This window comes from Pseudoduganella aquatica (assembly GCF_009857595.1).
GTDB classification, from domain to species: domain Bacteria; phylum Pseudomonadota; class Gammaproteobacteria; order Burkholderiales; family Burkholderiaceae_D; genus Rugamonas; species Rugamonas aquatica_A.
Genome location: NZ_WWCU01000025.1, coordinates 1 through 13187, shown reverse-complemented (window position 1 = coordinate 13187; position 13187 = coordinate 1). Strand labels below are relative to the sequence as shown.

Annotated in this window: 10 protein-coding genes; 1 reads left to right on the top strand and 9 read right to left on the bottom strand. The window is 69.5% G+C overall.

Annotated features, from left to right (window positions below):
* Nucleotides 1–50 precede the first annotated feature (50 nt).
* Both GTP77_RS19890 and GTP77_RS19885 read right to left on the bottom strand, forming a co-directional pair.
* Complete coding sequence (locus GTP77_RS19890; protein WP_161073892.1) at nucleotides 51–230, bottom strand: oxidoreductase-like domain-containing protein; 180 nt, start codon at nucleotides 228–230, stop codon at nucleotides 51–53.
* Nucleotides 227–3385 carry a ligand-binding sensor domain-containing diguanylate cyclase gene (locus tag GTP77_RS19885; protein ID WP_229202268.1) on the bottom strand — a complete coding sequence of 1053 codons (3159 nt, stop codon included), beginning with the start codon at nucleotides 3383–3385 and terminating at the stop codon, nucleotides 227–229. The genes GTP77_RS19890 and GTP77_RS19885 overlap by 4 nt, the downstream gene beginning before the upstream one ends.
* Nucleotides 3386–3565: 180 nt before the next feature.
* On the opposite strand from GTP77_RS19885, the gene GTP77_RS19880 reads away from it, so the two are divergent.
* A complete protein-coding gene (locus GTP77_RS19880) occupies nucleotides 3566–5101 on the top strand; it encodes a DEAD/DEAH box helicase (protein ID WP_161073891.1) in 1536 nt (511 codons plus the stop codon).
* A 91-nt stretch (nucleotides 5102–5192) separates the two neighbouring features.
* Here GTP77_RS19880 and GTP77_RS19875 read toward each other — a convergent pair whose 3' ends face one another.
* From GTP77_RS19875 to GTP77_RS19845, 7 genes are all read right to left on the bottom strand, one after another.
* Entirely contained in the window at nucleotides 5193–7493 is a 2301-nt protein-coding gene (locus GTP77_RS19875; protein ID WP_161073890.1) for a DUF7024 domain-containing protein, read from the bottom strand.
* On the bottom strand, nucleotides 7490–7915 hold the full coding sequence (locus GTP77_RS19870) for a GtrA family protein (protein ID WP_228893757.1): 426 nt from the start codon (nucleotides 7913–7915) through the stop codon (nucleotides 7490–7492). Before GTP77_RS19870 ends, GTP77_RS19875 begins: the two co-directional genes overlap by 4 nt.
* Nucleotides 7916–8794: a WxcM-like domain-containing protein gene (locus GTP77_RS19865; protein WP_228893756.1), complete on the bottom strand. Its 879-nt coding sequence runs from the start codon at nucleotides 8792–8794 to the stop codon at nucleotides 7916–7918.
* Nucleotide 8795: 1 nt separating this feature from the next.
* Nucleotides 8796–9725, bottom strand: coding sequence for a GNAT family protein (locus GTP77_RS19860; RefSeq protein ID WP_161073888.1), 930 nt, complete (start codon nucleotides 9723–9725; stop codon nucleotides 8796–8798).
* Nucleotides 9722–10711, bottom strand: coding sequence for a glycosyltransferase family 2 protein (locus GTP77_RS19855; RefSeq protein WP_161073887.1), 990 nt, complete (start codon nucleotides 10709–10711; stop codon nucleotides 9722–9724). The genes GTP77_RS19860 and GTP77_RS19855 overlap by 4 nt, the downstream gene beginning before the upstream one ends.
* Nucleotides 10712–10725: 14 nt before the next feature.
* On the bottom strand, nucleotides 10726–11823 hold the full coding sequence (locus GTP77_RS19850; protein ID WP_161073886.1) for a DegT/DnrJ/EryC1/StrS family aminotransferase: 1098 nt from the start codon (nucleotides 11821–11823) through the stop codon (nucleotides 10726–10728).
* A 70-nt stretch (nucleotides 11824–11893) separates the two neighbouring features.
* Nucleotides 11894–13187 (bottom strand): glycosyltransferase family 4 protein (locus tag GTP77_RS19845; protein WP_161073885.1); only part of this gene is annotated, 1294 nt, incomplete at its 5' end.

The following is a 13187-nucleotide window of genomic DNA, read 5'->3' as shown; positions in this document are numbered from 1 at the left end:
CGCGTAGGGCGGGTTAGCGCAAGGCGCGTAACCCGCCGCAGTGCGCGTCCTCAAGGATGGCGCGCCTGCCAGTCCTTCAAATCGGCCCGGTACTTGTCCAGCGCATCCTGGTACATATCGTCCACGCAATAAGCGCAGCCGCTATGGCAGCAGTCGCCCGGTTCGGGCGGCTGCGGCGGTTCCGGGCGCGGGTCTTCCGCATCCAGCGTTGTTTCAGTCATCTCGTTCATTCCATTCCTAGTGCCAGCAGCGCCTGGTTGCGGCCCTTCTCCTTGGCGCGGTACAGCGCCTGGTCGGCCAGCGCCACCAGCATTTCCTCCGTATTGTCGTCCGTCGGCGCCAGCACCGCCACACCGATGCTGATGGTGACGATGCCCAGCGGCGCGTCCGCGTGCGGCAGCGCCAGCCTGGCCAGCTCCGCGCAGATATCCTGCGCCACGCCGAACGCGTCGGCCGCATTGGTGGCCGCCGCCAGCAGCGCGAATTCCTCGCCGCCGTAGCGCGCCACCAGGTCGGTGCTGCGGCGCCCGTGCTTGGTGATCAGTTCGGCCACCGTGCGCAAGCAGGTGTCCCCGGCCAGGTGGCCGTAGTGGTCGTTATACTTCTTGAAGTGGTCCACGTCCAGCAGCGACAGGGCCACCGTTTGCCCGGTGCGCGCGGCGCGCCGCCATTCGGCCGCCAGCGCCTCGTCGAAGCCGCGCCGGTTGCGCACGCCGGTCAGGCCGTCGGTGGTGCTGAGCGCGGCCAGCTTGCGGTTCGATTCCTCCAGCGCGGCGGTGCGCGCCGTCACCAGCGCGGCCAGCTCGGCCTGGCGCCGCGTCAGGCGCCGGATGCGCCAGCGGTGCGCGGCCAGCAGGCCGCCCAGCACCAGCAGGCCCAGCCCGGCGCGGAACCACCAGCGCTGCCAGAACGGCGGCGTGATGACTATGGTCATGCTGGCCGGCTCGGCGCTCCACACGCCGCGGTGGTTGGCCGCGCGCACGCGGAAGGTGTAGGTGCCGGGATAGAGATTGGTGTAGCTGGCGTTGCGGTGCGAGGCGTCGGCCAGCACCCAGTCGCGGTCGAAGCCGGCCAACTGGTAGGCGTAGCGGTTCTGGCCGGGATCGGTGTAGTGCAGCGCCGCGAATTCTATCGAAAACACCGAGGCCTGGGCCGACAGGGTCAACACGCGTGGCGCCGTCACCGGGCCTTGCAGCTCGGCGCCCTCGCTGCGCTGGCCTTCGCCCAGCGAACGGTTGAACACGGTGATGTCGGTAATGGCCACCTGCGGCGCCACGGTGTCGCTGCGCACGCTGCGCGGCGTGACGGCGGTCATGCCGTGCACGCCGCCGAAGTACAGCGTGCCGTCGCTGCCGTTGGCCGAGGAGTTGGTGGTGTAGCCGTCGGTCAGGCCGTCGGCCGGGCTGTAGCGTTCCACCTTGCCGCTGGCCGGGTCCAGCCGGTACAGGCCGGCGATGGTGCTGGCCCAGATCATGCCGTCCTGGTCGCTGCGGATGGCCAGCACCTTGCCCGAGCCGACCGCCGCCGCGTAGGGCTGCACCCGCAGCGCGCCGCTGGCCGCCACCGTCACCAGGTCCAGGCCCTTGGCGGTGCCCACCCACAGTCGGCCGGCCGCGTCCTCGTGCAGGCTGGAGACGTTGTCGTCCGACAGCGAGGGCTGGCCGCCGTCCTTGCTGGCATCCGGCGCATGGCGCAGGTGGCGGAACTTGCCGGTGGCCGGGTCCAGCATGTCCAGTCCGCCGCCGTTCCACTCCGAGCCAGCCCACACGCGGCCTGCCCGGTCCTCCAGCACCGCCGAGGTGCCGTTGACGCTGCGGCTGGCCGGGTCGGCCGGGTCGTTGTAATAGATGTGGTGGCTGCCGCGCTTGCTGTCGTAGCGCACCAGGCTGTTGCCGGTGGCCAGCCACAGCACATGGTCGCGGCCGGGCGCGATGGCGTTGATGTAGTCGCTGGCGGTGTTGCCGAAGCGGATTACCTGGAAGCGGCCGTCCGGCCCCAGCCGGTTCAGGCCGTTGGCGGTGCCGGCCCACAGCGGCCCGGCCGCGTCCTTGCCCTGGCCCTGCGGCACATCCTGGTACAGGCTGTAGACGATGTCGTGGCTCAGGGCGCCCGGCTTGCCGTCCGCGCGGTAGCTTTGCAGCACGGCGCCGCTGGCCGGGTCGTACAGGCTCAGGCCCAGATTGGCCGCCAGCCAGACCTTGCCGTCCGGCGCCGCCGCCAGCGCCAGCAGCGCGTTGGTCGACAGCGATCCCTGGTCCAGGCGGTGCGGCACGTGGCGGCGGAAGCCACGGCTGTTCAGGTTGGCCAGGCTGATGCCGTCGGTGAACGAGGCCACCCACAGCATGCCGCCCCGGTCCTGCAGCATGGCGCGCAGATTGTTGCCCGGCAGCGAATAGGGATCGCTGGCCTGGTGCTGGTACTGGTCGAAGCTGGCCTTATCCGGATTCCAGCGCAGCAGGCCGGCCGACAGCGTGGTGGCCCACAGGGTCTGGGCCTGGTCCACATAGAAACTGGTGATGCGGCTGGACGGGCTGGCGGCCGGCCTGCGCGGCGCCCAGGGCTGGCCGGCTGGCTGGCTCAGCACGCCCGCCTCGGTGCCCAGCCACAGGGTGCCGTCGCGGTCGAACTGCATGGCGCGCACGATGTTGCTGCGGCTGTCGGGCTGGGCAGCGCTGTCCACCCGGTAGTGCTGGAAGGTTGTGGCGCCGGGCGCCAGGTAGTCCACGCCGCCGGGCCAGGTGCCGGCCCACAGGCCGCCGTCCTTGTCCAGCGCCAGCGCGTTCAGGTCGTTGCTGCCCAGGCTGCCGGGCTGGGCCGCGTCGTGCGCGTAGACGGTGAATTTGCCGCTGTCCGGGTTGAAATGCTGCAGGCCGCCCCAGGTGCCCACCCACATGCCGTCCTTGCCGTCGGAGATGATGTTTTTGACGATCAGGCGGTTGGCCGGGCCGGAGGGCGGCGCGAAGACGGTGAAATCGTTGCTGTCCGGGTTGTAGCGCGCCAGGCCGTTGGCCGTGCCGGCCCACAGGCGGCCGCGCTGGTCCTCGTAGATGGCGGCCACGCGGTCGTGCGGCAGGCTGCGCGCTTCGTTACGGGCGTGGGCGAACTTGACGGCGCGGTAGCCGTCATAGCGGTACAGGCCGTTGCTGTGGGTGCCTATCCAGACGAAGCCCTGGCGGTCCTGCAGCAGCGACAGCATGGACGGCTCGTCATTGTCCAGCGGCCCCAGTTTCTTGAAGCGCAGCGAGGGCGGGGCGCTGTGCGCCGGCGGCTGGGGCCAGCCCAGGCCGCAGATACCCAGAAGGAGTAGGGCGGCCAGCAGCTGCTGCCAGCGCGGCCAGCGGGGGCGCTGAAAAAGGGGGAGGAAGGGGGTTGCCATCATTGCCATTATACATTTCATTCATGTAACAGAATCGCGGGAAAGCGACTGTTTCCGTGTACAGTGGCGGAAATTTAGGGTATCGTGTAGGCCGCTGAATTTGTATCCTGTATCCGCGCAAGCTGGCCCCGCCCTGCTGTCCTCCCGCCTCGCCGCTTCGCGCGGATTTTGCTGTTTATTGAAAAATTTATGTCCGACATCGAGAACATTTCCACGCCAGAAGCCGTCCCCGCTGCCGCCCCGGCCGCCGCTACCGAAGCTGCCGAGCAGGTCCGCTTTGCCGATTTTGGCCTGTCGCCCGACATTCTGCGCGCGCTGACCGCGCAAGGCTACGTCCACCCGACGCCGATCCAGGCGCAAGCGATCCCCGTGGTGCTGCAAGGGCGCGACGTGATGGGCGCGGCCCAGACCGGCACCGGCAAGACCGCCGGTTTTTCGCTGCCCATCATCCAGCTGCTGCTGGCCACCGCCAACAGCTCCATGTCGCCCGCGCGCCATCCGGTGCGCGCGCTGATCCTGACCCCGACCCGCGAGCTGGCGGTGCAGGTGGCCGAGAACGTGGCCGCCTACTGCAAATTCACCCCGCTGCGCTCCTGCGTGGTGTTCGGCGGCATGGACATGAAGGGCCAGACCGTGGCCCTGAAGGCCGGCGTCGAGATCGTCATCGCCACGCCGGGCCGCCTGCTGGACCACATCGAGCAGAAGAATATTTCGCTGGGCCAGGTGCAGATGCTGGTCATGGACGAGGCCGACCGCATGCTGGACATGGGCTTCCTGCCGGACCTGCAGCGCATCATCAACCTGCTGCCCAAGCAGCGCCAGAACCTGATGTTCTCGGCCACCTTCTCGGGCGAGATCAAGAAGCTGGCCAACAGCTTCCTGAAGGATCCGCAGCTGATCGAAGTGGCGCGCAGCAACGCCACCGCCGAGCGCGTGACCCAGGTGGTGTACAAAGTCAGCGAAGAGCACAAGCGCGACCTGGTCGCCCACATCCTGCGCCAGCGCGAGCTCAAGCAGGTGATCGTGTTCTCCAACACCAAGATCGGCGCCTCGCGCCTGTCGCGCAGCCTGGAGCAGGAGGGCATGAAAGCCACCGCCATCCACGGCGACAAGACGCAGCAGGAACGCATGGCCGCGCTGGAATCGTTCAAGAAGGGCGAGATCGACGTGCTGGTGGCCACCGACGTGGCGGCGCGCGGCCTGGACATTTCCGACCTGCCTTGCGTCATCAACTACGACCTGCCCTACAACGCGGAAGACTATGTGCACCGCATCGGCCGCACCGGCCGCGCCGGCGCCTCGGGCGACGCCATCTCGATCTACTCGGACAAGGACGAGCGCCTGCTGGTCGACATTGAAAAACTGATCAAGCAGACCATCAAGCGCGGCGAACTGGACGGCTTCGCGCCGTCGTCCGCGCGCGGCGACGAGCGCCACGGCGAACGCCGCCACGGCAGCAGCCGCCGTCCGGAAGGCGAAACGCGCGCTGCGCCGGAACGCAGCAACGGCGGCGGCAGCAGCGCCGGCGGCAGCTACGCCGGCGCGCGCCCGGAACGCAGCCGTTCCAGCTCCGGCCCGATGCCGCGCCGCGAAAAGGTCGATCCGTGGTTCCTCAAGCCCTACGAGCCGGCCCAGAGCAGCGCGCCGGCGCCGGCCCCGCTGCCGGTGAGCAGCAAGCCCAAGCAGAAACTCGCCGCCTTGCTGGGCGGCCTGCGCAAGCTCTGAAACGCGCAGCGTCAATAAAAAAGCGCCGGACGATGATCTCGTCCGGCGCTTTTTTTATGCGCGGCTGGCGCCGCGGCGGCGCCGCGCCGGCTTAGGGCGTGATGCTGATCTGGATCAGGCCGATGCCGAGACGGCGGCCGTCCGGCCCGGCGCCTATCGACTGCGGCGACACCGGGTGCGGCGGCACCAGTTCCAGGCGGTCGGCACGGTCCGCGCCCAGGTCGAACGGCAGGCGGTAGGTCTGCTGGCCGGGCTGCAGCACCACGCTGTGGCTCTGCTTGCCGATGCGCACGGTCAGCGGCTGCCCGGTGTTGGGGCCGAAGGGCTGCAGCGTCAGGGCCAGCGTGAAGCGCTTCTCCAGCGGCTCCAGGAAATCGATCTGCACCGTTGGACTCAGCACGGCATCCGACCAGCGGCCCCAGCCTTCGGCCACCGACAGGCCGCGCGCGGCCGCCACGATCACCGGATAGGCCGGATCGGCGAAGCGGATGCCCGCAGCCAGCGCCGCCGGCGTGTTCAGCACGCCGTTCGGGCCGCCGTACAGGCTGCGGATGATCTGGCGCGCGCTCTTGCCGGCCACCGCCAGCGGTGGCGTGGCCGGGGCCGGCACGCGGAAGAACACCACTTTGCCGTCGGCGCGCGCCAGCGCCGGCGGCGCGCCGGTCAGCGCGCTCAGCTCGGCCACCGCTGCCGCGCCCTGGTCGGCGTAGCCGTCCCGGTTCAGGTAGATGCCGCTAAAGCCCAGTTTGGCGATGGTGGCCAGCTGCTGCGCCATGGGCTGGCTGTCCAGGTGGCGGTAGAACAGGTCGCCTTCGCGGCCTTTCATGCCGGCGTAGCTCCAAGACAATTCTTTCGAGTGCAGATAGCCGCGCATGTGGTCGTACACCGACATCTGGTGCAGCTGCGGCACTTCCGGGAACGGCATATACGGCAGCTGGTAAATCGCCGCGCCGCGCGGCAGCGCCGCTTCGATGGCGCGCACGAAGTCCTGGTTTTGCTGGAACTCCTGCTTGAGCTGGGCACGGCAGCCGGTGCAGACTGCGCCCGACTGGTCCCACATGCCGGCGCCAGCCAGCAGCGCGCACAGCGCCCCCGCCCCCAGCGCCAGGCGGCGTCCTTGCAGGCGCCCGGCCAGCCAGCCCTGCAGCAGCAGCATCAGGCCGGCCAGCGCGCCGAAGCCGATGAACACGCTGATGCGGTTCCAGCCCCGGATCGAGGACGAGATGGTCATGGAGAACAGCGCGCCCAGGCCGCCGATGGTGCCGAACAGGAACAGCAGGGTGACGATGAGTGCGAGCAGGGTCAGCCGCCGGTCCATGCGCCGGCCAGCCGTGGCGGCCAGGAGCACGCCCAGCATCGCCAGGAAGCCGGCGCCGCCCAGCAGGCCCAGCGCGGCAGTGCTGTTTTCATTGACCAGCGGCATATTCTGCGCATACATGTCGGCCAGGCCGTTCAGCGTGCTGCTGCGGTGGCCGCCGCGCGGCAGTATCAGTTGCATCAGCTTCAGGCCGTACACTTCGGCATTGGCGATGCCGCGGTTGGCCACTTCCGCATTGGCGCCGTGCGCGCGCTGGTAGGCCAGGTTGGGCGCGATGTTGAGCACGATCCCCAGCACCACGAAGGCGGTGGCGACGGCGGCGGCGCGCACGCTGCGCCACTCGCCCCGGCACAGGCCGGCCAGCGCCACGGCGCCGAACACCAGCACGCCGAACAGGGCGTAATACACGCCGAAGCTGGCCAGTACCATCAGGCCGGCGCCGGCCAGCAGCGTGGGGCGCATCCTGCCGCGGAGCTTGCCTTCAAACAGCTTGCCCTCGGCCATGCGCAGGGCCGCGTAGAAATACAGCGGCGCCACGAAGTACCAGGTGTAGAACAGATGCGACAGGCGCATCATGTGGAAGGGCATGAAGGTAAACAGCAGCGCGGCGGCGGCCGCGTAAGGACGCTCCAGGCGCAGCGCGCGCAGCACCAGGAAGGCGCTGGCAAAGGCGGCGCTGAAGCTGAGCAGGTAGTACAGATTGAACACGGTGGCGAAATTGCCGTTGATCAGGCCGAGCAGCTTCATCAGCACCAGGCTGCCCACGTCGGCGCCCGGGTAGTCGTGGAAGTCGGAGCCGAAGGGATAGCCGCTGTGGTCGTTGTGCAGCGCCCAGCCCTCGATCAGGCGCTTCATCAGCCAGGAATGGCTCAGGCCGTCGCCGACATACCAATACGGCACGTTCAGGTCGGGCAGCAGGCCCTGCGGCCAGCCGACCGTGACCAGGCTGGCCAGGAAGAAGCACAGGACCGCGCCGGGCAGCCACCAGCGCCATTCGGCGCGCATCAAGGCGCCCAGCGATTGCGGCGCCAGCAGCGCCGCGTCCGCGGCGCCGCCATTGTGATAGTTAGTCATTCAGTTTCCGTTGTTTGTATCGTAGCGGCGGCCGCGCTGCGGCGCGCCGACCATGCCAGCACCATTTTGCTGATGGCGTAGCTGAGCGGCACCATGCAGGCGGCCACCGCCAGCGGCGCCAGCTTGTGCGGCACCTGCAGCCATTCGACCAGCAGGCCGAGCAGGGCGGCCGAGATCAGGTATTGCAGCGCGTACACCAGCGGGAAGGCCAGGAAGCCGCTCCACGACAGCGGCACGCGGAACACCACCACGGCGTTGAACCAGTAGGAGAACACCACGCCGGCCGCGTAGGCCAGCAGATAGGCCGCCTGATAGGGCAGGGCCAGGGCCAGCAGCAGATACAGGCCGTAGCTGAAGCCGGTGTTGATGGCGCCGCCGGCCACAAAGCGCGCCCAGCGCGCCAGTACTGCCCGCCGGCCCACTCAGCCTGCCTTCTGCGCGCCGACCACGGCCGAGAACTCGTCGTAGTTGCGGATGTAGTCGGCCGCTTCGTAGTAGTCGGAGGTAAACACCAGCAGCACCGCGTCGCTCGAATATTTGTACTGGATGCCCCAGGTCAGCGGCGGCAGGTAGATGCCCTGGTCGGGCGACTCGAGCAGCACCTCGCAGCGCGAGGCGTTGTCGTCCACCACCACCGCGCAGCTGCCTTTGACGCAGATCAGGAACTGGTGGCATTTATGGTGCGCATGCTCGCCGCGCGTCTTCTCGGTCGGCACGTTGTAGACCAGGAAGTAGCGCTTGGGCTCGAACGGGATCTCGCGCGCGAATTCGCCCACCGACAAGTCGCCGCGCGGGTCTTTCACGGCCTTGAAGCGGTGCAGCGTCACGCCGCCCACGCCCAGCGGCACGGTGGACTGGGTGGCCGGGAATTCGGCCTGGCGGTGCCAGTTCGGGCGCTCGGACTGGCTCAGCGTTTCCACGTAGCCGACGATGCGCGCCGGCGAACCGGACACGATGGCGTAGGGCGGCACGCTGTGGCTCACCACGGTGCCGGCCTCGACCACGGCGCCCTGGCCGACCTTGACGCCGGCGCAGATGGTGGCGCCGGCGCCGACCTTGCTGTGGGTGCCGAACACGGTGTGGCCGCTGGCCTCGTCGGGACGCTCCAGCGTCACGCCGGCGGCCAGCCTGGCGCCGGCTTCCAGGCGCACGCCCGGCCACACCTGGGTGAAGCCGGCCACGGCGCTGCCGGCGGCCAGTTCGGCGCCGCCGTAGACCACCACGTAGTCGCCCAGCTGGGCGCTGGCGTCGACCTGGGCGCCGTCGTGCACCACGGCGGAAGGGGAGGAGCTGTGCTGCATATTAGCCTCGGCTGTAAGTGGAGAAGATATGGCTGCTGCGTCCGACGCGGTAGCCATGGTGGGCCCAGACCTTGAGCACGGCGCGGTTGGTGGCCTGGGTGGTCATGAAGGCGGTGCCCACGCCGGCGGCCTGGAACTTGGCGCTCAGCGCGCCGATCAGCTTGACGTACCAGCCGCGCCGCGCCGGCGTCACCGCCGACAGCACCATGCGGCCCAGCTTCTGGCCGCCCAGCGCGGCCGGGGCCGTCACGTAGTTGCCGGTCAGGAAGGCGTCGGCCGGGCCGTCGGCCGGCACGATGACTTCGTCCGCATAGCCCTTGACCGAGTTCTCGACGAACACGGCCAGGAAGTCGTCGGCCTGCTGCGCGCTGAAGAAGTCGTCGGCGTGGAAGCGGTCATAGTGGTTGACGGCCTGGGCGGCGGCCACGCGCAGTGCCGGGATGTCGGCCGCGGTGGCGCCGCGCACGGCGGCGGCGCCCTTGGCGTCGAAGCGCTGCAGGTCGTCGCGGAAGCAGGTCAGGCGGGTTTCGATCAGGCGGTAGCCGGCGCCGCTCATGCCGGCGATGGCGGCCGTGTCTTCCGACGGCACTTCGGCGAACAGGTAAAACGCCGGGGCCTGCGCGGCCAGGTGGGCGCGCAGGCCGGCGAAGGCCGCCTGCAGCGCGCTGAACGGCGTGCCCGGAGCGGCCGCCGTGTAGTCGACGCGGAAGGTGGCGGTGCCGAAGAAATCGGTGTCCCACGGCAGCGCGCGGTAGACTATCTGCACGCCCGCGCTGCCCTGGTCCTGGCGGCCTTCAAACAGCTGCGCCTTGCCGGCGGCCAGGTCGGCCGCCAGTTCGCCCAGCCAGTCCGGTCCCAGCTGTTCGGGCGTGCGGCTCAGGAAACTGACCGGCGAGTAAAAGCCGGCCTTGTCGGAAACGGTCAAGGTCATGAGGAAACTCCTTCTGTCAGGGGATGCGGCGCGGCGGCGCTGTGCGCGGCCGCCGGCGGCGTATGGCTCAGGCGCGCGGCCACCACGGCCAGCGGACGCTGCTTGCTGTTCTCGTAGCCGCGCCAGGCGTAGGTGCCCACCAGGCCCAGGCCCAGCAGGTTCAGGGTGCCGAACAGCAGCACCACCAGCATGGTGGCGGCATAGCCGGGCACGTCGATGGCGCCGCTCAGGCGCGCCCCGGCCACCAGCAGGCCCAGGCCGATCGACAGCATGGAGCCGATCGCGCCCATGCGTACCAGCATGCGGATCGGATAGTCGGTGAAGGCGAAGATGCTGTCCATCATATAGTCCAGCTTCTTGCTGAAGGTCCAGGCCGACTTGCCTTCCTGGCGCACCTGGCGCTCGTAGGCCACCAGCTTGCGCCGGTAGCCCAGCCAGAAGATCAGCGCGATCAGCGAGGAGCGCGATTCCTCCAGCTGCAGCAGCTGGTCGCGGAAGGCGCGGTTGCAGCCGAACACGTCCACGCCGCCCTCGGGCATGTCGTGCACCACCAGGCGGCGGTACATGCCCCAGAACAGGCTGGAGGCCAGGCGCGAGCGCAGCGGATCCTGGCGCGTGGTGCGGGTGCCGATGGCCACGTCGCACTCGTCGCGCTCGAGCGACTGGAAGAATTCCACCACCAGCTCGGGCGGTTCCTGCAGGTCGGCCGCCATCACCGCGTAGTATTCCCCGCGCGCCGCTTGCAGGCCGGTGCGGATGCCGGGGAAGGAGCCGAAATTGCGCGAATGCGCCAGCAGCTGGGCCGCGAAGGGCAGCGTGGGCAGGGCGTCGCGCAGCAGCGCGAAGGACTGGTCCGGGCTGCCGTCCACCACGAACACGGCTTCGAGCCGGCCGTCCAGCGCCTGGTTCATGCCTTGCACGGCCGCCAGCAGGCGCGGGATCGACTCCTCGTTCTTGTAGACCGGAATGACGACGGAAAACTTCATGCTGCCCATGCCGCTTAGGCCTGCCAGCTGTTGACGGCGGCGATCACCGCGTCCACTTCGGCGTCGGTCATTTCCGGGTAGCACGGCAGCGTCAGGATCTCGCGCGCCAGCGTCTCGGTGTTGGCCAGCTTGACGCCGGCAAAGCGCGCGCCCAGCACCGGCTGCGCGTAGTCGGGAATCGGGTAGTGCACGTCGGAGCCGATGGCATTGGCCTTCAGGTGCTCGCGCAGCGCGTCGCGGTTCGGGCTGCGCACCACGTACAGGTGGGCCACGGAGGCGGCGCCGGCGTCGGCCGGGGTCTGCACCTGCGCGTGGGCGATGCCGGCGCGGTAGCGCGCGGCGATGTCGCGGCGGCGCGCGTTGGCCGCGTCCAGCAGCGGCAGGAATTCGCTCAGGATGGCCGCCTGCAGCTCGTCCAGGCGGCTGTTGCGCGCGGCCGGCAGTTCCACCTTGTACTTGGCGGTCCAGCCGTACTGGCGCAGCATGCCCACGGTGGCGGCCACGTCGGCGCGGCTGGTGACGACGGCGCCGCCGTCGCCCAGCGCGCCCAGGTTCTTGGTCGGGTAGAAGCTGAAGGTGGAGGCGTCGCCGAAGGTGCCCACGCGCTGGCCGTCCACGGTGGCGCCGTGCGCCTGCGCGCAGTCTTCCAGCAGCGGCACGCCGCGCGCGGCGCACAGCGCCGCCATGGCCTTGATTTCCGGCAGGGCCAGGCCGTACAGGTGGGTCACCACCACCGCTTTCACGCCCGCGTCCAGCGCGCGCGTGACTTCGGCCAGCGTGGCGCCGCGCGTGTCCAGGTCCACGTCCATGAAGAAGGGCTCGGCGCCGGCGGCCAGCATGGCCAGCGTGGTGTACATGCCGGCGTTGGCCACGGTGGCCACGCGCTCGCCCGGCTGCACGCCCAGCGCCTTGAGCGCCAGTTCGATGGCGTCGGTGCCGTTGGCCAGGCTGACGCAGTGCGCCGCGCCCAGCCAGGCCGCGAAGTCTTGCTCGAAGCGCTTCACTTCCGGTCCCAGCACCAGCCAGCCGCTGGCGATGACGCGGTCCATGGCGGCCTTGATCTGGGTCTGGTGCTGGGTCAAACGGGTCGAGAGGTTGTTAATTTGTTGCATGTCAGGGTTCCGATACTGGTTGGAAAGTGCCGCGGGCGCCGTTGCGTAGACGCTCATCTTAGCACTTTGATTACTCATGGACTTCTGGTTTGGGCGGCGCGGCGCGCTGGTCTTGCGTCAGGCTGCGGTACCAGCGCTGCCCCACCACCACGTCCACCAATTGCTGCGCGCTCTGCTGCCATTTCAGCCAGGGCATGCCGTCCGAGCCCGGCGCCTTGCCGTCGGCCAGCAGGGCCAGCCACTCGGTCAGCGCCGCGCCCAGCTGGGCCGCGTCGGCGGCCCGGAAATAATGGGCGTGCGCGCCGGTCACTTCGCGGAATACCGGGATGTCGCGCGCCAGGATGGGGATGCCGTGCTGGGCCGCTTCGATCAGCGGCAGGCCGAAGCCTTCGCCCTCGGAGGCGGCCAGCAGGCCGCTGCAGCTCTGGTACAGCTTGAGCAGCATTTCGTCGGAGACGCCGGCCAGCCAGAACAGGCGCTGTTCGCGCTCCGGATGGCTGCGCAGGCGCTTGGCCAGCTGCTCCACCATCCAGCCCTCCTTGCCGACGATGACCAGGTTGGCGTCCACCCCTTGCTGCCACAGCAGGTCGAACGCGGCCAGGGCCTGGGCATGGCCCTTGCGCGGCTCCAGCGTGCCCACCATCAGCAGCGAGGGACGGGCGGCCACCGCCGCGAACACCTGCTCGGCGTTCTCGCTCAGGCCGAAGCTCGGCTTGCTCGCGTCGATGTCGGCGCCCAGGTGGAAATAGCCCAGCTTGAGCGGCGACTGGCGCCGCCACGGGCGCTCGGCCATCCAGCCGGTGAGCTCGTCGGCCACCGCGCGCGAGATGCACACGACCCCGTTGGCCACCTCGGACAGCGTGTCGAGGTAGTCGCCGAAGTAGTCCTGGGTGCCGAAGGGGAACCAGTCCGGGCGCAGCATGGGCAGCACGTCGTACACCACGAAATGCACCGCCACGCCCTGCTGGCGCATGGCCATGAGCTGCGCCCGGTTCTGCGCGGTGCCGTTGGTGTACAGATCCAGGCCGAGGAAGACGTCGTCCGGGCGCAGCGCCAGCGGCGCGTCCTCCAGGCCGGGATCGGCCAGGCCCAGCTGCTGCAGCATGTAGCGGCGCGCATAGCGGTAGGGGCGGTTGCCGCCGTCGCCGTACACCGGCTCGACGCGCCAGCCGGGCGGCGGCGCGTCGATCAGCGCCTTGAGCACGCTGCGCACCACGCGCTGGATGCCGGTGCGCAGATCCGATTCGACCAGCGCGGAAATGTCGACGAACAACTGGCGCAGGCCGCGCGGCGGCTGGTTCCAGGCGATGGCGCGCGCCGCCGCCAGCAGCTCGCCCGGCTGCGCGGCCGCCGCGTGCGGCAGG

Excerpts from the sequence above, each read along its gene's own strand:
- GTP77_RS19890 (WP_161073892.1), bottom strand. The coding sequence starts at position 230 with ATGAACGAGATGACTGAAACAACGCTGGATGCGGAAGACCCGCGCCCG.
- GTP77_RS19885 (WP_229202268.1), bottom strand. The coding sequence starts at position 3,385 with ATGGCAATGATGGCAACCCCCTTCCTCCCCCTTTTTCAGCGCCCCCGC.
- GTP77_RS19880 (WP_161073891.1), top strand. The coding sequence starts at position 3,566 with ATGTCCGACATCGAGAACATTTCCACGCCAGAAGCCGTCCCCGCTGCC.
- GTP77_RS19875 (WP_161073890.1), bottom strand. The coding sequence starts at position 7,493 with ATGACTAACTATCACAATGGCGGCGCCGCGGACGCGGCGCTGCTGGCG.
- GTP77_RS19865 (WP_228893756.1), bottom strand. The coding sequence starts at position 8,794 with ATGCAGCACAGCTCCTCCCCTTCCGCCGTGGTGCACGACGGCGCCCAG.
- GTP77_RS19860 (WP_161073888.1), bottom strand. The coding sequence starts at position 9,725 with ATGACCTTGACCGTTTCCGACAAGGCCGGCTTTTACTCGCCGGTCAGT.
- GTP77_RS19855 (WP_161073887.1), bottom strand. The coding sequence starts at position 10,711 with ATGAAGTTTTCCGTCGTCATTCCGGTCTACAAGAACGAGGAGTCGATC.
- GTP77_RS19850 (WP_161073886.1), bottom strand. The coding sequence starts at position 11,823 with ATGCAACAAATTAACAACCTCTCGACCCGTTTGACCCAGCACCAGACC.